Below are 17,476 nucleotides of genomic sequence, written 5' to 3'. Positions count from 1 at the left end.
TGGGAGGGGTTAGGGGTGGGTTCTGCCTCTTGCCCAAATGATGCGTTCCGGCAAGTTTGAGTCGATAGGCTTAGGTCAAAACCCCTACTGATACCGGGACGCATCCTACCATCTTGCCCTTCCTCCCCTTTTGCCTCTTGCCTCTTGCCTCTTGCCTCTTGCCTTCTTTATCACCATGAGTAAAACCGTTGTTATTGATCCCGTCACACGCATTGAGGGTCACGCCAAAATCTCCATCTTTCTCAACGATGCCGGAGATGTGGATGACGCTCGTTTCCATGTCGTAGAATTTCGCGGCTTTGAGAAATTCTGCGAAGGTCGTCCCATGTTTGAGATGGCCGGAATTACCGCCCGTATTTGTGGAATTTGTCCCGTTAGCCATCTTCTCGCCGCCGCCAAAACCGGCGATAAAATCCTGGCCGTCCAAGTTCCCCCCGCCGGAGAGAAACTGCGGCGATTGATGAACTTAGCCCAAATCATCCAATCCCACACCCTGAGTTTCTTCCATCTCAGTAGTCCTGATTTTCTCCTAGGCTGGGATAGTGACCCCGCCAAACGCAATGTCTTTGGCTTGATGGACGCGAATCCCGACTTAGCCCGGGCGGGGATTCGTCTGCGTCAATTTGGACAGACGGTGATTGAACTGTTGGGGGCCAAGAAAATCCATGCCGCCTGGGCCGTTCCTGGTGGGGTGCGATCGCCCCTGTCGGAAGAGGGTCTACAATGGATTCGCGATCGCCTCCCCGAATCCCGTCAAACCATCGAGACGGCCCTAGGGCTATTCAAACAACTCCTCGACGATACCCTAAAAGACGAAGTTGACATCTTCGGCAAATTCGACTCCCTATTTATGAGTCTCGTCGCCCCCGACGGAACCTGGGAACATTACGGCGGTCATTTGCGCTTTGTCGATAGCCAAGGCAACATCGTCGCCGATGGCCTGCGGGAAGAAAACTATCAAGACTTTCTCGATGAAGCCGTCGAACCCTGGTCCTATCTCAAATTCCCCTATTACAAGCCCCTAGGCTATCCTGACGGAATGTATCGCGTTGGCCCCCTAGCCCGCGTCAACGTGTGCGATCGCATGGGAACCCCCGACGCCGACCGCGAACTACAAGAATTTCGCCAACGGGCCGGCGGCCGCTGCGCCACCTCCTCCTTCATGTACCACTACGCCCGTCTCCTAGAAGTTCTCGCTTGTATCGAACGCATCGAACAGTATGTCGACGACCCCGACTTACTCTCCTCCCGTTGTCGCGCCAAAGCCGAAATCAACAACCTCGAAGGAGTCGGCGTCAGCGAAGCCCCTCGCGGAACCCTATTTCACCATTACAATGTAGACGAAAACGGTCTCATCGAGAAAGTCAACCTAATCATCGCCACGGGACAAAACAACCTGGCCATGAACAAAACCGTCACCCAAATTGCCCAACATTACATCCATAACAACGATGTTGCCGAGGGCTTTCTCAACCGAGTCGAAGCCGGAATCCGCAACTTCGACCCCTGTCTGAGTTGTTCAACCCACGCCATCGGCCAAATGCCCCTCCATATCGACCTAATCGCCCCCAACAAAACCATCATCAACACCATCTACCGCCACTAACCCCCAGCCATTCCAATCCATCGGGGCGAACCCTATTTCGCCCCCACAATTCCCCCTATTGCCTCTTGCCTTCCCCTCCTGGGAGGGGTTAGGGGTGGGTTCTCCCTCTTGCCTCTTGCCTCTTGCCTCTTGCCTCTTAACCTTTCCCCCCATGCCCAAAGAAAACCTCTACCTCTGTATGGGGTCAGCCTGTCACCAGTTGGGGGTGTACGAAGTTCTCCCCCGACTGCAATCGCTCATCCAGGACTATGACCTCGAAGACGCCGTAGAACTCAAAGGGTCTTTCTGCCTAGAAACCTGTAGCTACGGCATCGTCATGAAATTTAAAGACGAGCATTTCGTCGATATCAACCCACAAAATATCGAAGAAAAATTCCTTGGCGAAATCCTCCCCACCATCCAAAAAACTCTCGAAGAAAATCCTGCTCCCTCCTAACCTCCGTGTCCTCTGTGACTCTGTGGTTCCCCCTCCTCTCCTCCTCAACCATGCAAGAACACACCCAAAACCATATCTGGCGACTCCTCTGGGAATACGATCCCAATGGATTGATTGCCGTTGACTCCAACTTTACCATTGTTTTGGTTAACCCTGCCTTTTGCCGGATGTTTGAGGTGGAAGAAACCAACATTCTCGGGCAACCGGCTAGCCGTATCTTGGGCAACATTGACCATTTTCAAAACGTCTGGAGTAGTCAACAAGTTATTCGAGGTGTTGAACGGGAGTATAGTCATCCCAAACTCTATTTACGAGAAGTTGTTTTTCCGATTCCTGAGGAAAAAATCATCGCCTGTATCATGGTGGATATCACCCAAGAATATCAACGACGACAGGAACTACAACACCTCAAAACTGAGACTGTCTTAAACGTCCGAGAGGTCGTTGACAATCAAATGAAAGTTGCTCAAGAAATTGCTGGACTCCTGGGAGAAACAACGGCAGAAACTAAAGTTAGTTTGTTGAAAATCATCGAAGCGGTCGAGCAGGAAATGGTTTAACATGACTCAAACTAATACGCATCGAGCCGACAACTTTTTTGATATTTGTCACCTAAGTTTAAACAAAAAAGGTGAAGAACTTTGTGGCGACAAAGTTAAATTTATCAAAACGGAAAACAAAACAACAATTGTCTTGTCTGATGGATTAGGTAGTGGGGTCAAGGCGAATATCTTGGCAACCCTAACCAGTGAAATCCTGATTACGATGTTAAATGCGGACATTGCCTTAGAAGCGGTCATGGAAACCGTAATTGGAACTCTGCCAATTTGCCAAGTCCGCAAAATTGCGTATGCCACATTTACGGTTATTCAAATTGATAACATTACCAACAAATTTAGGGTCATAAATTTTGATAATCCACCCATATTTTACTTTAAAAAAGGGCGAATGATGAACCCCAAACCGCGAATTGATCGGATTCTTAACCGTAAAATTCAAGTGGTGGAGGGGACGTTAGAACGAGGAGACTTTCTGGGGGCGATTAGTGACGGAGTCCTCTATGCTGGCCTTGGAGATACGATGAACTTCGGCTGGGGTTGGGAGAATATCGCCAAGTACATGGAACGCCTGTTTGTCCATGATGCACCCACGGCCCGTAGTCTCTTAGATAAGGTTCTCGGGGAAACTCGGCGACTCTATCGCAATCAAATCGGTGATGATGCGTCTCTGGTGGGGGTTTATGTCCGTCGCCGTAACCCCTTGATGATTTTCACCGGGCCGCCCTTAGATCCCAGTCAAGATGAAGCCTTTGCAGAACGATTTTTGAGTTTTCCAGGACGTAAAGCCCTCTGTGGAGGAACCACTGGAAATATCGTTGCCAATTATATGGGGGAAACAGTGGAAATGGATATTTCGACCATGCGTAAAGAACTTCCCCCGATTGGTATTCTTGATGAAGTGGATTTAGTGACAGAGGGAATTTTGACCATTTCCAAAGCCACAGAACTCCTGAAAAAATGTCATTGCGATTTAGAACGCTTACCGTTTGACCGTAATGGGGCAGTGTTGCTGGCCCGAGAAATTTTAGAGGCAGATTCTATCTTTTTCTTGGTGGGACAACAGATTAATGAGTTTTACCAAAATCCTTTACTGCCTAAAAACATATCAATTCGTCGCAATCTGGTCGAGGAATTAGTACAATTGCTGAGAGAAAATCAGAAAGAAGTAGATTTAGAATACTGTTAAAGCAAAATCAAGTTTACCGACAAGCTTGATTTTGCTTTTAATTATGACTTCAAATAAAATTTGAATAATTGTTATGATTTAATTGGAGGAAGATGCTCATTCCCAGACTGATGTTTCCTCAACTCAAACTCATGTTCAAGCTCGATGTTTAAGAAATAGTTTAAAAATGTCCGAATAATGGCGATCGCCCCCAATCTAATCAAGGTTTCCATTTGAGGGGCGACCGTTGTTGCCAGAATATCAGCCCCCAACTGAAATTCTAGGGCTAAGGCGAGCCAAACTCCAAAGCGGATTCTCAGTTGAATGAACAGAAATTCATCATATTTAAATTCAGCAAATCTCAACGCCAGTTGCACTGTTTTCACAATGCCCAAGAAAACACATAACACGGAAATCGCTTCTAGGGAGAACTTTCCTAAAAAGACGACTTCAGCTAGTCCAGATTCCAGAAGATGTATTGATTCCATTAGCATAAAAAATTTGACGTTGAGACTTAATCCTTAGATGACCCACATTGTTGATAGAATCCCACCCTGAGATTTAAGCAGCGGATTTTACCGATCTTTCTCTATCTTTATAGCAGTTTAAAGATGAATTTTGAGACGCAACCGTTACCAAATCTCTCGATTTGTCAGGATTTTTTGATGGCTACCCGGGACTGATGGATAAAGCGGGTAGTTGAGAAGCGAGGGCACTCTCCCAACAGGTCGGGGGGAAACACGATATCCTGGAGGGGTACTCGCTGCTGTACCTCTGCATCGATAAGACGTTCATGAACGACGAAAACAAACTCCCGACCCGCGATACAACCATCTACGAGGGGCAAATCCCACCCTCGTTAGAGCGCGTCATTCCCGCGATGCGCCGTTTTGGGCAAATTAGCTTCTGGTTTCAACTGGTGTTGGGGGTGATTGCGGGCTTAATTTTCTTCTTCGCCGGTTTTGTCGGCTCAAATACTGGGGAACCCAATCGCCTTAGTCCCGAAGAGGGGCCCGGACTGTTTTTTGCTATTGCTGGGCTAGTGGCCCTCGCCATTGGGATGTATTGGGCCTTACGCTACACCCAGATTGCCAAACGTTTGGCGATTCCCGACCCCTCCCTGCGGCCGACACGAGCGCAAACCTTGGGGTCTTTGCAAACTGGGGTCATTATCAATCTCGTGGGGATGTTGTTTAGCTTGGTGGCCGCACAAATCATCACCGGACTTTTGATGGTGAAAGTTCTCAGTTCTGAAGGGGTACAGTTTTCACCAGCCGCCTTGAGTCGTTTGGTACAACCAATTGATATTTTCGTGGTTCTGGCCAACACCAATAGTCTATTTGCTCATTTCGTTGCCCTAACCTGCTCCCTCTGGCTGTTACGGCTGATTCAGACCATTAAAACTACCTAATCTCGCCGTTGCCGGAGCGATTCAGGGGGAACCACCTGGGGACGATCGCCCTCAGATAAGACCTGACGAGAGGAGTGAGGACGCAGAGTGGGCCGGTTCCCAGACTCCGGTTCCGGGAGTTGGCGAGGAGGTTGAGACGCGGGAGGAAGATTGGCAACCCATAAGGCCAGGCCTAACGTCGCCAAGACAGGCGTTCCACAGGCCAGCGATCGCCACCACCAGGAAGAATCAAACCGTTCCTCAACCGAGGTCCTCGGCTCGATAACAGCCGGCGGCGGCGGCGGCGGTGGGGGAGGCGGTAGGGGGGGACGAGGGCAAGAGAGAGGAAGCTTAGCGATAATGGCATCAGCATTCAATCCTAGAGTTCGGGCCCAAAGATGGAGCGACCCTCTCAAATAGGCGGGACTTTGAGGATAATGGCCAATATGACCCGATTCTAGGGCGTGCAGATGCTGAATCGGAATCCCAGTCCGGTGATGCAGTTGCACTAACGACAGATGCTGGCGACACCGTTGGGCCCGTAGATATTTCCCCAATCGGTAGAGATAGCGACTCCTTGCTAGCCGTTCCGCCTCACTCCCTTGTCGGGGAACGGGAGATTGAGATTGGGAAATGGGTTGAGAAATGGGTGGGGCCGAGGGTAAAGCTGTGGTGGGGTTAGTTTCTCTCAAAGCTAGGGCGATCGCCTCCCGACTCACCTCGTGCATCAGCATCTGGGCCGCATACCCCGCATCGCCAAACATCTCCTTTAAGCCATTTAACGCCGTTTGATAGGCAGGAGACTGTAATAATTCTCGTTCAATCTCCCCCAAACGGCGATCGCCCCTCCCCGGGTCAGTCCCCCAGGAACGGCCGTAAGCGGCATCAGATGAGTTAGAGTCTTGAGAAGGCATAGGAATTCGGACCCGGAACAACCTAACTTCTCTTTCCAAGAAATCCAGCCCTTAATCCGGATTCACCCCAATTCACCCTGTAATTGCCAACCCTATCCCTATCATCCCCCCTCTTCTCCCCCTCTGTGTCCTCTGTGACTCTGTGGTTCCCCCTCCCTCCCCTGAGTGCGAAACACAGGCTCCACATCCAAACCAATGCGGATCGTCAAATCAGACCTAATATCCCCCGTCGACAAGGCCTCCAATCGCCCAAATCCCAAATCCGATCGCAGCCGTTCCCCAGCCTCATAATCCCCCCGTTGCACAATAATGGTGCTGTGGCGGTGAACCCCATCCCAATCCTGGCCCACATCAATATCCTCATACCCCAACTCCTCTAGATAAGCGGCCAGGCGTTCCACCGCGAGGGAGTCCTGGGTGGCATTTTGTAAGGTGATGCGGGGTTGTGTGGCCGAGTGAGAGTTGTCCCTAGACCCGCCTGAGGGTTGGCTGTTCGTGCGACCAAAGGCCGTTTGATTGCCCCCCTCATTAATAAATCCTGACTCCGATGAAGTTTGGAAAAATTGCCCCACCAGGCGATCGCTCGCCGTTTCATCCACCTGCCAATAACTTAGGGGAGAGTCAGGATTGCTAAACTCCCCCGGAAGTAACGCCATCCGTAAATCATCGCGCTCAATCTCTAAGGTAAAACTGGCCAAGGCCAACATCTCACTCACCGTGAGATTAGTATCCACATGAGTTTGCAAAATACGGATGATGGCCGGGAGGCGCGTTAACACCGTCGGACTGAGGAGGCGATCGCGCAACGCCTGTAACAACATCTGCTGTCGTTGCACCCGGCCAATATCCCCATAGGGCCCCTGACGATAGCGACTAAACTGCTGGGCCTGCTCTCCCGTCAATCGTTGCCAACCGGCATCGAGTTCAATGGTCAACTCCTGAGTGCGATCGCGATAGGACATGGGAAAGGGAACAAAAATATCCACCCCACCCACTAAATCCACCAACTCCACCAATCCCTGAGTGTTCACCCGGAAATAGCGATCGAACTCCACATCCGTCAGCACAGCCTCCAAACTGGACTGCATCAACGCCACGCCACCGAGATAATTGGCTTCATTCAGTTTCCCCCAGCCAAACTCTCCTAAATTGACTTCTGTATCCCGAGGAACCGAGAGGACATTCACCTGATTGGCATAGGTGTCGAAGCGTACTGCCAAAACGGTGTCACTGCGTCCTTCCAACAAGTCCGGGGAATCATCCGCTAACTCGGGATCGCGATCGACTCCCAACACCATCAAGTTCACCGGACGAGTCAGTTCATAGCCAAACTGTCCTTGTTCGCGGTTCTCACGGCGACTAGGCTGCACTAGGGGAGACGTGGGTACGATTAAGGCCGCGATCGCCCCCATCAAGGCCGAAGCCACAATAATCAAGGATGTTAGTAGGCCCCACCAGAGGAGGCCCGACCCATTTCGGGGTTGCTGAAGAGGAATTCTCACAGTTGACGACTACTGAATTAGACCAGTCCACGACGTTCGTTGACCTGTTCCAAAAGTTTAGCAACTTCTATGGCTTTCCAGATTTCATTGCGCTCAATTAACAAGTCTAAGGCTTGAGATAATACCTCAGAGGCGGCGCCAAACCGCTCCAATTGGGCCAAGACTTGCCCTAAATTGCGTAGGGCTTCGACATAAGTATCATTAATGTCTAAGGCTCGTTCATAGAGAGAGACGGCTTCCTCAAGTCGTCCCTGTCGGGCCCGAAGATTAGCCAAGGCGTTATAGGCCAGAGCATGATCTCGATTCAGGCGAATCGCCTCCTGATAGGCTTCACTGGCTTCTTCGTAGCGATATTGAGCTGAGAGCGCATCTCCCAATTTATAACGCAGCAGGGCATCTTCAGGATACTGTTCCAGCAGTTCCCGAAACACCGCCTCAGCCGCTTCATAGTTCTGATTGCCGAGATAGTCATTCCCTTCTCGTAACCGTTGTCGTCGCTGCTGTTGTCGCTGTTGGTGGGGTTGCATTTGTGCTAAGTCCATCTCCCGGGCCGAGGCGGAAGGCTGAGGTGATAGGACTAGGGCCGCCAGTAGCAGCAGCGGCGACAGGGTTAAATGAATCAGGTACCAGGGCGATCGCAGACGCAACATAAGATTCAAGACTCCGACATCGAGATTTCCCAGAACAGGTAACACCGAACAATCAGCGATTCTAGTTCAGAATAGGCAATCCTACCGCTAAGCTAAAACAGGGTGTTCCAGTTTGTTTCGGGGTTGTGCCTATGTTACCGAGTGATTTACTCAGCCATCGCCGCCGGGGGGAGACGTTGATTCCTAAACGACTCCCCCTCGATACCCCTCATCTTAATCTAGCGGCGGCGGCGATCGCCCTGTTTGAGGAGTCCCGCGATGAGACTCAGGGACATCTCGATCGCCGTCTCAAGGAGTTTGAAGGCGATCGCCCCGATTATCGCTTGCGGCGGGGGTTAGCTCATTTGCTCAAAGGCCGTTACTGTACCTTTGAGATTGTCAGTCCCTTAGATCCAATCGAGTTGCGATCGCGCGTCTTCACCGCCGCCGCGCAACGAGTCCCCAAACCGGAGAATACCCTAAAAATCCTCGAACTCTTGGCCCAGGAACTCAGTCAGGAACTCGAACGAGAGGTTCCCCTCACGGCCATTGTTGAAGGACTCTATGCCGATTTACAGGAAAACCGCCGTCTAACGGAATTCAACGCCCCAGACCCCGAGGCCCTGTTACATCACTATAATCTCTCCCAAGTTCAAGGCATCTTTTATCGCGCCAGTGACATCACCATTCAGGCTCATCGCAATGTCCCCGGCCAATATAAACTCCTCTTTCGCTATCTCAAACTCTTTAGTTTGATGTTTTATATCGAGGGAGATGCCGATTGCGGCTTTACCATCACCATCGACGGCCCCACCAGTTTATTTAAACCCAGTACCCGCTACGGCTTAGCCATCGCCAAACTCCTACCGGCCCTGCTTCATGTCAGCCGCTGGAGTCTCAAAGCGACTCTACAACAGCGAGATACTAAGACGGGCCGGCCAGCATCCGGTCAATTTACCCTGGATTCCGACTGCGGACTGGTGAGTCATTACCCCCCGGGAAAAGCCTATGATTCCATGTTGGAACAATCCTTCGCCGAACGTTGGGCCAAACTCGACACTCCTTGGGAACTGGAGCGAGAAGTGGACTTAATCCCTATCCCCGGCAGTGTTATGGTCCCAGATTTCCGCCTCATCCATCCCGACGGCCGTGAGATACTGTTAGAAATCGTCGGCTATTGGCGACCGGAGTATCTGCGTAAGAAGTTTTCCCAAGTTCGCCAGGGGAGCGATCGCCCTCTTCTGTTGGCGGTGTCCGAACGGCTAAACTTAGCCAAGGCTGGGGTGGATGCTAAGGATGTCCCCGTCCCCATTGTCTGGTTCAAAGACAAGGTACAGCCCTCAGCTATCCTCGCGGCGTTGGAGGCGATGGATGAATGAAGCCCGCTAATCTTGTGGCATATTTTGGCTATTTTGTCAATCCCCTAGACCCGTAATTTACGAATCATCTCCCGCAGCACGTCAGTCTTCGTTTTACCCCGTTTGAGGCAGTAATCCTCAAGACGTTCAAGTTCTCCTATGGGGAGACGAATGGTTAAGACTTTATTAGAGGGAGGTTTGGTTCGGGCCATGAGCTTGAAGCGTAGCGTGCAGTGAACAGGAGGAGAGTCTTGTATTAGTCCACAGGAACCAGATCGGCAACGTGACGCGATCGCCGAATCCACAAGACCGTCAGCATGGGGTGTGAGTTAGCTTAGTACATTGTACTAAACCTTGACGGGGGGAACAATAGACTGAGGGGAATTTCTAGGCTCAGGGGTCAAGATTATCCATTGAGACAAAAGCTGAACCGGTCTCACGGGGGGGATTACATGGCGATCGCCCCTCAGACCACGATCCCAGAAGGGGACCACTCCTGCAAGAAACTTCTCTGTAACTCTGTCGAAACCGCAAGACTCAAGCTAAGCTATATAGAAGATAGACACGTTTTAATAATTTGGGCAATGAGCGACCAGAGTCCTTATGAGCAGCTCGGAGTCACTGAAGACGCTTCGTTCGACGAAATTCAGGCGGCACGTAGTCGGTTGATCGGCCTCAATGACGATCGCCAGGCTGTCGAGCGCATCGAAATGGCTTACGATGCCGTCCTAATGGATCGGTTGCGATTACGTCAGGAAGGCAAAATCAAAGTTCCCGAGGGCATCCGCTTTCCTGAGCGCGTGATGTCCCCACCGCCGAAAAGCTTACCTGAGCCTCCCTCGAACCGAATGCCGGAGTGGTTACAAGGGGCGATTGACACTCCTAGTCAGAGTGATATCCTGCTGCCGGCCGGTATATTTGCCGCACTGAGTGTTCTGAGTGCCATTAGTGCGGCGTATGTTCCCATCTGCTTGGCCCTAGGAGCAGGTGCTAGTCTATATTTCCTCAACCGTAAAGAAAAGCGGTTCGGCCGTGCGGTCTTGTTTACCCTAGTGGGTGTGGTCGTTGGGGTTCTCCTCGGGGGCCAGTTAGCAACCCTGCTCGGTTCCCAACTTGATCCACAAATTATCGCGGCCTGGATCACCTTCTTCCTTCTTTGGCTCAGCTCTAGCTATCTACGCTAGTAGTCCCTTCTGGGATGGAGTCTCGGCATGACTCAGACTGGGTTCGCTGGGGGTGCAACCTAGGTTGCACCCCTGTTCTCAGGGTTGTTGTTGTGCCTTCTGAGCTGTGAAGGTCTCTAAGAGAACATCCACCGCCTCGCTGAGGGTGTTCACGATTTTATAAGGATGATGTGCTTGCAGAGAGGGGCGATCGCGAATCCCAGACAGCACACCGATAAACTGAATCCCTTGACTGTTGGCGGCGATCGCATCGGCTTCCGTGTCACCCACCATCCACAGGGTTTCATAGCGGGGAAGTTCCGTCATCGCTCGGGCCATCAAACGGGGTTTGTCCTGAGTATCCGCCGTTTTGACCTCCTGATTCCCCATACAGTAGCGACGCTCCTCGGGAAAAAAGCGCCCCACATCAAAGCGAGAAAGAGCCTCCGCCAGTTCCCGTTCCCGGCGCATCGTCATCAGGGTCAGTTCAAATCCAGCGGCCTGGGCCCGTTCCAAGGCGGCGATCGCCCCCGGAATTAACTGATCGTACTTCAAATACGGCTGACTATGCACCAACTCACGGCGCAACTTAGCAAATTCTTGCCCTTGCTCAGGGGTTAAGCCGGAACGTTGGCCAATCTCCCGTTCTGGAACCCGAGCGCGCTTGAGTTGCCAAAACTCTGACTTGGAGAGGCGTTTAATCCGGCTGTTTTCCTCCCCGAGGCGATCGAGACATTCATGATAGACCCGATAATACCGTTCTGACACATCGGCGATCGGTCCATCAAAATCAGCGATCAGTCCTACCGTCTCGGTCATGTAGTGGTCTTGGGTAACGGCGCGAATCATGGTCGAAAACCTTGTAGTACCCCGTCAAGTTGTATCACATTCTGTTACAACTTGGAGATCAGACCCAGGAATCTCCCCCATTCTCTGGGAAGGGGTTTATAATAATCAGAGGATTTAATCTAAAAGCCTATCGCTCTTCTATGTCATTGTTAACCCCTATCCATGAGCCGATCGCTTCTCCAGAAACTCTTTAGTCAAGCCGATATTCAAACAACAGTCCACCAACTGGCCCGGCAGTTGGAGATGGAGGTTGTGATTGAAGACACTCGTGGAACAATTGTCTTCACCAATACCTCTAAGAGTGAGGAAGGCTGGCTATCACAAGTATTATCGAAAGTCAATAGATCGAACAAAGAAACGGAGACCCTTGAGAGAAGCTTATCAGTTTGCTCTCAGACGATTGATGTCAACGGTAAAACCTTGGGTTGGCTGCATAGTGATAAAGATGGCAGTATTATCCATCAGGTTCTAACCTGTCTGGCGCGTCAACAGAGTGAGAAAACCTCTTTAGCACGGGAACTGTTAGAACGCTATCAGGAGATCGACCTGTTCTACGAAATCTCTACCCAAGTTACCGCCAGTCTAGATTTAAATCAACTGGCGCAATTAGTCTTACGAGAAGTTGAAAACACCTTACCCACCAGTTCCGCTGTAATTTGGCTGTTAGATGAGGAGGATCAGCAACTGCGCCTGTTATCTCAACGGGGAACCGCTCTACCCTGGTCTAATCCCTTAGCCTTAGAAAAAACGATTCTGGGGACTCTTGTGCTCGGGGGACAGGGGGAAATCATCAACAACGTTGCTGACGATCCCCGCTCCAAGGCAATTGATCGCTCAATTTCCTCCCTCCTCTGTGTTCCCCTTCATGTTCAATCCCGTCTCATTGGCTTGATGGCGGTGGTTCATGACCAGGGAACCGTCTATGATGCGGAACATCTCAAACTGCTAACCCTGTTTTCCGTGCAAACGGCGATCGCCATCGATAAGGCCCTACTGTATCAACAAAGTCATCACACCGCTCTCAACGCCCAGAAACAGGCCCAGCAGTTACAAAATGCCCTAGATGAGTTACAACAGGCTCAGGCGCATTTGGTGCAGAGCGAGAAAATGTCGAGCTTAGGGCAAATGGTCGCCGGAATTGCCCATGAAATCAACAATCCCGTGAATTTCATTAACGGGAACTTAGATCATGCCCAGAGCTACACCCAAGATTTGTTAGAGTTAGTCACCCTCTACAGTTACTATTATCCCAAAACTGAGCCTGAAATTGAGCGGTTAATTCAGGAGATTGACCTGGACTTTGTTCAGGAAGATTTACCCAAGCTGATTGTCTCCATGAAAATGGGAATTGAGCGCATTCAGGAGATCGTACATTCCCTCAAGAACTTTTCTCGCATTGATCGGGATCGGCCCCAACTGGCGGACCTTCATATCGGCCTCGATAGTACCTTGCTCATCCTCAATCATCGCATCAAACCTAAAGGCGCTCGGCCAAAAGTGCAAATCAACTGTGACTACCAAGACTTACCGAAGATTGAATGTTATGCCGGACAGCTAAACCAGGTTTTTATTAATACAGTCGCGAATGCCATTGATGCGATGGAGGAGGCCAACATCGAGTATCCGACCCTTTGGCTACGTACTAAATTTGTAGAAAATCGCTGGGCCGTCGTGGAAATTGCCGATAATGGACCCGGGATTAGTGAGGAGGTGCGATCGCAAATTTATGATCCCTTCTTTACCACCAAACCCTTAGGAAAAGGGACAGGATTAGGCTTAGCCATCAGCCGACAAATTGTCGTGGATAAACATCGCGGACGACTGCTTTGTGAATCAAGTCCTGGAGGCGGAACCCGATTTAGTATCTGGATTCCTCTGCGTCCAGACCTCGGCGAGCCTCTGCCAGACAGTGATCTCAAAATCGAATCGTCCTTAGCCATCGCTCCAACCTCTCCAAATCTCTCTAAATCAGACCCAGTCATCGTTTTAGATGACTGCCAGCAGCTAATACAGCGATTAGCGTTAGATAATCCAAATTTACAACAGATGACCCCTGATGATATTTATGACATGTTAACCTCAATTCCTATTCTATTAAAGCTTTACCGTGTTCTAGCCAATTCCCCCTTTATTGAATCTTAAGTTTCAAAATTCAAGGCGAATTAAAGACTCAGGCGATCGCGTCGACAGCAACCTAGAAAATATTGCATTATCTGAAATATCAATGGACAAAACTCCCGAAAATCCGGCTCAAGAGATTGCTAGGCTTCGTCAAACTATTGTTGAGTTAGAAGAAGCCTTCTTAGCCAAACAAACAGCCCTCTCTAACGTCATTCGTCATATTCGAGCTACCCTTGATTTAGACACTATTTTCCAATCGACAGTTCAAGAAATTCGCCACCTTTTAGAGGCAGACCGGGTTGCTGTTTTTGAATTTTCCAGCGAAACCCATCATCGAACTGGGACGTTTATTGCGGAGGAAGTCGCCCCAGACTATGATTCAGCCTTGGCTAAACAGGCAACTGATTACTGCTTTGGGGATAACTATGCTAATATCTATCGTCAAGGCAAAATTTACGCCGTTGCTGATATTGAAGTCGAACCGTTGAGTGAGTGTCATCGGGACATTATGCGGCGTTTCCAGGTTCGTGCTAACTTGGTTGTTCCCTTGATTAAACAAAACGAACTTTGGGGATTACTCTGTGTTCACCAATGTAGTCAACCCCGGAAGTGGACTCGACAAGATATTGAATTTGCCCGTGAAGTCGCTTCCCATTTAGATATGGCGCTTCAACATACAGAACTCTTCCAGAAGTTGCAAGATGACAACCGTAAGCAACTGCAAAAAATCGCGGAGAATGCCCCAGGGGCCCTGTATCAATTCCGACGAGACACCAATGGAGAGTTTAGTTTTCCCTATGTTTCACCCAGTGCCGAGAGCTTTTTTGAAGTCCCCAGCCGCAGTATTGAAAACGATGCTTCGATTATTTTTGAACTAACGCATCCAGAGGAGCGGCCGAAACTAGAAGCCTCGATTCAAGCCTCCGCTGAAACGGGAGATCCTTGGGTTTGGGAGGGACGAATGCAGACCGCATCAGGTCAGCTGAGATGGATTGAAGGGCGATCGCAGCCGGAATATCAAGCCGATGGCTCAATTATTTGGTCGGGCTGGATTAACGATATCACTAAACGCAAGGCTCAAGAGCGAAAATTACAGGCCCTGGCGGCAATTGTTGAGAATAGCAGCGATTTGATTGGCATTGGCAACTTTGACGGGATTCCTGAATATCTCAACCCGGCCGGACGGCAACTTGTCGGCCTGGCAGCAAAAGACAGTTCCCCCAGGGAAGAGGATCGGGGCAAACCCAAATTGAGCGATTGCACCTTTAAAGACTTTTTCTTCCCTGAAGACTTTGGTGGGATTCAAAAGAATATCTTTGCCATTGTTGAAGAGACTGGAAGTTGGCGGGGGGAAGTCAACTTTCGCCATATGCTCACCCATGAGCCCATTCCATTTGACTATAACCTGTTTATGATCTACGCCCCTGGGACGAAAGAACCGATGGGGTTAGCCACCATTGCTCGGGATATCCGCGATCGCCGAGCGGCGGAACAGTCCCTGCGAGAGAGTGAACAGCGATTTCGTGATGTCTCAGACGCCGTAGGAGAATATCTCTGGGAAGTGAACCTTGAGGCAAACTATACCTATGTTAGTGGGCGATCGCTAGAGGTGTTAGGGCATTCCAGTGAGGATGTCCTCGGCCGTAACGCCTTTGAGTTTATCTATGAAAAAGACCTCGATTGGCTACGTGATGCCTTCATCACCACCGTTGAACGTCAAGAGCCATTTCAATTTGAACATCGCAGTCTAACCCCACAAGGGGAGGTGGTCTGGATTTTTGCCACAGGAATCCCCCGCTTTGACGATCAAGGGAATTTCATCGGCTACCGGGGAGCGGGGATGAATATCACCGAACGCAAACGAGCCGAAGAAGCCTTAAAACAAGCCCTCGGCGATCTCAATGCCATTTTAGATAACCTAGCCGATGGCCTCCTCGTGACAGATACCGCTGGACACATCACCCGCTTCAACCCTATCCTACGGCGAATGTTCGCCCTGAAAACTGAGACGATCTTAGGTCGTACCTGTGAGGAATTGGGGTTAACCGATGCGGGGCAACTCCTACGAGAACTACAAGCCACCCCTAACCACCAAGCTGCCACCGCCGAACTGGAGTTACCCGGAAACCGTATCGGTCAAGCCTTGGCTACGAGAGTCTTAGAGTCCCTTCCGGCAGAGTCCGAGCCGAGTGATATTGGCTCGGTGATCTTAATTCGGGATGTCACCCTAGAGAAAGAAGTCGATCGCATGAAAACTGACTTCATCGCCACCGTCTCCCATGAATTGCGCACCCCTCTAACCTCTGTATTGGGATTCGCGTCAATTGTCTTGGATAAGTTAGAGGATCAAGTCTTTCCCCTGCTTCCCCAGGGCGATCGCAAGGCCCAACGTCATCAAGAGCGGGTGCGTCAGAACCTCAACATCATTATCTCAGAAGCCGAACGACTGACCACCCTAATTAACGATGTCTTGGATATCGCCAAAATGGAATCCGGTAAAGTGGAGTGGGACCAAGAACCCGTCTTAATGCTAGAGGTCTTAGAACGCTCCATTGCCGCCAGTTCCTCCCTCTTTGAACAGGAGGGACTCAGCCTCATCACCGATTTTCCCGAAACCCTGCCCCCCGTCTTAGGAGACAGCGATCGCCTCATCCAAGTGGTCATTAACCTACTCTCCAACGCCGTCAAGTTCACCGAGGCGGGAGACGTCACCTGTCGGGCCCGCCATGAAAACTCCCAGATTCGCGTTGAGGTGGAAGATACTGGGATTGGCATTGCCCCAGACGACCTCCCCAAAGTCTTTGACAAGTTCAAGCAAGTGGGGGAAACCCTCACCGAAAAACCCAAAGGGACCGGATTGGGCCTCCCCATTTGTAAACAAATCTTGGAACACCATGGCGGCCGAATTTGGGTGGAAAGCCAACGGGGTCGAGGGAGTTGTTTTATCTTCACCTTACCCGTTGAGGGAGCAGCTGGGCAATCGAGCTTAGGTGAAACCCCTGATGTTGCCCGACGATTAGGGTTAGTACCGCTGATGCAGCAACTTGAAGACCATGTGGGGACCACGGAAGAAGCTACCCCAGCCCAACTCGGGTCAAATTTAGGCAAAACTATCCTAGTTGTGGATGATGATGAACATGTACGGGAACTCTTGCGCCAATCCCTAGAAGCTCAAGGCTATCACGTCCGCCAGGCTAAAGACGGGGTCGCCGCAATTATGGAGGCTAAGCGATCGCGTCCCGATCTAATTGTTCTGGATGTCATGATGCCCTATATCGACGGCTTCGATGTGGCGGCGGTTCTGAAAAATGAACCCCAAACCCGGGGAATTCCCATTTTAGTCCTGTCGATTGTCGAAGATCGCGAGCGAGGCTATCGCGCTGGAGTTGATCGCTATCTCAAGAAACCTCTAGATCGACAAGGGTTTCTACAGGAAGTCGGCTCCCTCCTCTCCCAAGGCTCATCCCATAAAAAAGTCTTGGTCGTTGACGATGACCACTCCAGCTTAAAGGTGATTTCTGAACTTCTCACCAGTCAAGGCTATACAGTCTCCCAAGCCTCCAACGAGCGGGAATGTGTTGACCAAGCCATGGAGATCCAACCCGATATCATTGCCATTGACCCAGAATTCTTACAGGAGCATGAAGTAGTTCAGGCCCTGCGTTTCGAGAAAGGATTGGAACATCTCGTATTTTTCTTGCTCGGTGATATTGAGGATGAACCCAAGATATAGTTATCCTATCTCATCTGAAGACTCTAACAACCATCACTCCCCCTTGCTCT

The 17,476-nt window shown here is 50.5% G+C and carries 15 protein-coding genes; 9 read left to right on the top strand and 6 right to left on the bottom strand.

Annotation, left to right across the window (positions count from 1 at the left end):
• Positions 1-175: 175 nt before the first annotated feature.
• The 4 genes from NEA10_RS05425 (at position 176) to NEA10_RS05410 (ending at position 3,788) form a co-directional block, all read left to right on the top strand.
• Complete coding sequence (locus NEA10_RS05425; protein ID WP_252664239.1) at positions 176-1,606, top strand: Ni/Fe hydrogenase subunit alpha; 1,431 nt, start codon at positions 176-178, stop codon at positions 1,604-1,606.
• 151 nt (positions 1,607-1,757) lie between these two features.
• Complete coding sequence (locus NEA10_RS05420; protein WP_252664238.1) at positions 1,758-2,042, top strand: (2Fe-2S) ferredoxin domain-containing protein; 285 nt, start codon at positions 1,758-1,760, stop codon at positions 2,040-2,042.
• Positions 2,043-2,092: 50 nt separating this feature from the next.
• Positions 2,093-2,602, top strand: a complete 510-nt coding sequence (locus tag NEA10_RS05415; RefSeq protein WP_252664237.1) for a PAS domain S-box protein — start codon at positions 2,093-2,095, stop codon at positions 2,600-2,602.
• 1 nt (position 2,603) lies between these two features.
• Positions 2,604-3,788: a SpoIIE family protein phosphatase gene (locus tag NEA10_RS05410; RefSeq protein WP_252664236.1), complete on the top strand. Its 1,185-nt coding sequence runs from the start codon at positions 2,604-2,606 to the stop codon at positions 3,786-3,788.
• A gap of 71 nt (positions 3,789-3,859) precedes the next feature.
• Here NEA10_RS05410 and NEA10_RS05405 read toward each other — a convergent pair whose 3' ends face one another.
• Positions 3,860-4,255 carry a DUF1622 domain-containing protein gene (locus NEA10_RS05405; protein WP_252664235.1) on the bottom strand — a complete coding sequence of 132 codons (396 nt, stop codon included), beginning with the start codon at positions 4,253-4,255 and terminating at the stop codon, positions 3,860-3,862.
• A 305-nt stretch (positions 4,256-4,560) separates the two neighbouring features.
• Here NEA10_RS05405 and NEA10_RS05400 point away from each other — a divergent pair, with 305 nt between their 5' ends.
• Positions 4,561-5,178 (top strand): DUF3611 family protein, encoded by a 618-nt coding sequence (locus tag NEA10_RS05400; protein ID WP_252664234.1) that lies wholly within the window; start codon positions 4,561-4,563, stop codon positions 5,176-5,178.
• Here the strand turns inward: NEA10_RS05400 and NEA10_RS05395 are convergent.
• The 3 genes from NEA10_RS05395 to NEA10_RS05385 all read right to left on the bottom strand — a co-directional run bounded on the left by NEA10_RS05395 (position 5,175) and on the right by NEA10_RS05385 (position 8,268).
• Complete coding sequence (locus NEA10_RS05395) at positions 5,175-6,071, bottom strand: helix-turn-helix domain-containing protein (RefSeq protein WP_252664233.1); 897 nt, start codon at positions 6,069-6,071, stop codon at positions 5,175-5,177. The genes NEA10_RS05400 and NEA10_RS05395 overlap by 4 nt on opposite strands.
• 101 nt (positions 6,072-6,172) lie before the next feature.
• Positions 6,173-7,573 carry an LCP family protein gene (locus tag NEA10_RS05390; protein ID WP_252664232.1) on the bottom strand — a complete coding sequence of 467 codons (1,401 nt, stop codon included), beginning with the start codon at positions 7,571-7,573 and terminating at the stop codon, positions 6,173-6,175.
• A 17-nt stretch (positions 7,574-7,590) separates the two neighbouring features.
• Positions 7,591-8,268 (bottom strand): tetratricopeptide repeat protein, encoded by a 678-nt coding sequence (locus tag NEA10_RS05385; protein WP_252664231.1) that lies wholly within the window; start codon positions 8,266-8,268, stop codon positions 7,591-7,593.
• A gap of 86 nt (positions 8,269-8,354) precedes the next feature.
• On the opposite strand from NEA10_RS05385, the gene NEA10_RS05380 reads away from it, so the two are divergent.
• A complete protein-coding gene (locus tag NEA10_RS05380; protein WP_252664230.1) occupies positions 8,355-9,581 on the top strand; it encodes a DUF790 family protein in 1,227 nt (408 codons plus the stop codon).
• Positions 9,582-9,625: 44 nt separating this feature from the next.
• Here NEA10_RS05380 and NEA10_RS05375 read toward each other — a convergent pair whose 3' ends face one another.
• Positions 9,626-9,772, bottom strand: a complete 147-nt coding sequence (locus tag NEA10_RS05375; protein ID WP_252664229.1) for a hypothetical protein — start codon at positions 9,770-9,772, stop codon at positions 9,626-9,628.
• Positions 9,773-10,144: 372 nt separating this feature from the next.
• Here NEA10_RS05375 and NEA10_RS05370 point away from each other — a divergent pair, with 372 nt between their 5' ends.
• Entirely contained in the window at positions 10,145-10,744 is a 600-nt protein-coding gene (locus NEA10_RS05370) for a CPP1-like family protein (RefSeq protein ID WP_252664228.1), read from the top strand.
• Between the two features lie 78 nt (positions 10,745-10,822).
• On the opposite strand, the gene NEA10_RS05365 is transcribed toward NEA10_RS05370, so the two are convergent.
• A complete protein-coding gene (locus tag NEA10_RS05365) occupies positions 10,823-11,572 on the bottom strand; it encodes an HAD family hydrolase (protein WP_252664227.1) in 750 nt (249 codons plus the stop codon).
• A 162-nt stretch (positions 11,573-11,734) separates the two neighbouring features.
• On the opposite strand from NEA10_RS05365, the gene NEA10_RS05360 reads away from it, so the two are divergent.
• Positions 11,735-13,714: an ATP-binding protein gene (locus tag NEA10_RS05360; protein ID WP_252664226.1), complete on the top strand. Its 1,980-nt coding sequence runs from the start codon at positions 11,735-11,737 to the stop codon at positions 13,712-13,714.
• A gap of 82 nt (positions 13,715-13,796) precedes the next feature.
• Positions 13,797-17,426, top strand: a complete 3,630-nt coding sequence (locus tag NEA10_RS05355) for a PAS domain S-box protein (RefSeq protein ID WP_252664225.1) — start codon at positions 13,797-13,799, stop codon at positions 17,424-17,426.
• Positions 17,427-17,476: the final 50 nt, after the last annotated feature.

The organism is Phormidium yuhuli AB48 (genome assembly GCF_023983615.1).
Classification (GTDB): domain Bacteria; phylum Cyanobacteriota; class Cyanobacteriia; order Cyanobacteriales; family Geitlerinemataceae; genus Sodalinema; species Sodalinema yuhuli.
Note: the sequence above shows the minus strand (reverse complement) of the source record. Positions and strands in the feature narration are given on the sequence as shown.

Bases quoted from the DNA above. Each gene is read 5' to 3' on its own strand.
- NEA10_RS05425 (WP_252664239.1), top strand. From the start codon at position 176: ATGAGTAAAACCGTTGTTATTGATCCCGTCACACGCATTGAGGGTCAC.
- NEA10_RS05420 (WP_252664238.1), top strand. From the start codon at position 1,758: ATGCCCAAAGAAAACCTCTACCTCTGTATGGGGTCAGCCTGTCACCAG.
- NEA10_RS05415 (WP_252664237.1), top strand. From the start codon at position 2,093: ATGCAAGAACACACCCAAAACCATATCTGGCGACTCCTCTGGGAATAC.
- NEA10_RS05410 (WP_252664236.1), top strand. From the start codon at position 2,604: ATGACTCAAACTAATACGCATCGAGCCGACAACTTTTTTGATATTTGT.
- NEA10_RS05405 (WP_252664235.1), bottom strand. From the start codon at position 4,255: ATGGAATCAATACATCTTCTGGAATCTGGACTAGCTGAAGTCGTCTTT.
- NEA10_RS05400 (WP_252664234.1), top strand. From the start codon at position 4,561: ATGAACGACGAAAACAAACTCCCGACCCGCGATACAACCATCTACGAG.
- NEA10_RS05395 (WP_252664233.1), bottom strand. From the start codon at position 6,071: ATGCCTTCTCAAGACTCTAACTCATCTGATGCCGCTTACGGCCGTTCC.
- NEA10_RS05380 (WP_252664230.1), top strand. From the start codon at position 8,355: ATGTTACCGAGTGATTTACTCAGCCATCGCCGCCGGGGGGAGACGTTG.
- NEA10_RS05375 (WP_252664229.1), bottom strand. From the start codon at position 9,772: ATGGCCCGAACCAAACCTCCCTCTAATAAAGTCTTAACCATTCGTCTC.
- NEA10_RS05370 (WP_252664228.1), top strand. From the start codon at position 10,145: ATGAGCGACCAGAGTCCTTATGAGCAGCTCGGAGTCACTGAAGACGCT.
- NEA10_RS05365 (WP_252664227.1), bottom strand. From the start codon at position 11,572: ATGATTCGCGCCGTTACCCAAGACCACTACATGACCGAGACGGTAGGA.
- NEA10_RS05360 (WP_252664226.1), top strand. From the start codon at position 11,735: ATGAGCCGATCGCTTCTCCAGAAACTCTTTAGTCAAGCCGATATTCAA.
- NEA10_RS05355 (WP_252664225.1), top strand. From the start codon at position 13,797: ATGGACAAAACTCCCGAAAATCCGGCTCAAGAGATTGCTAGGCTTCGT.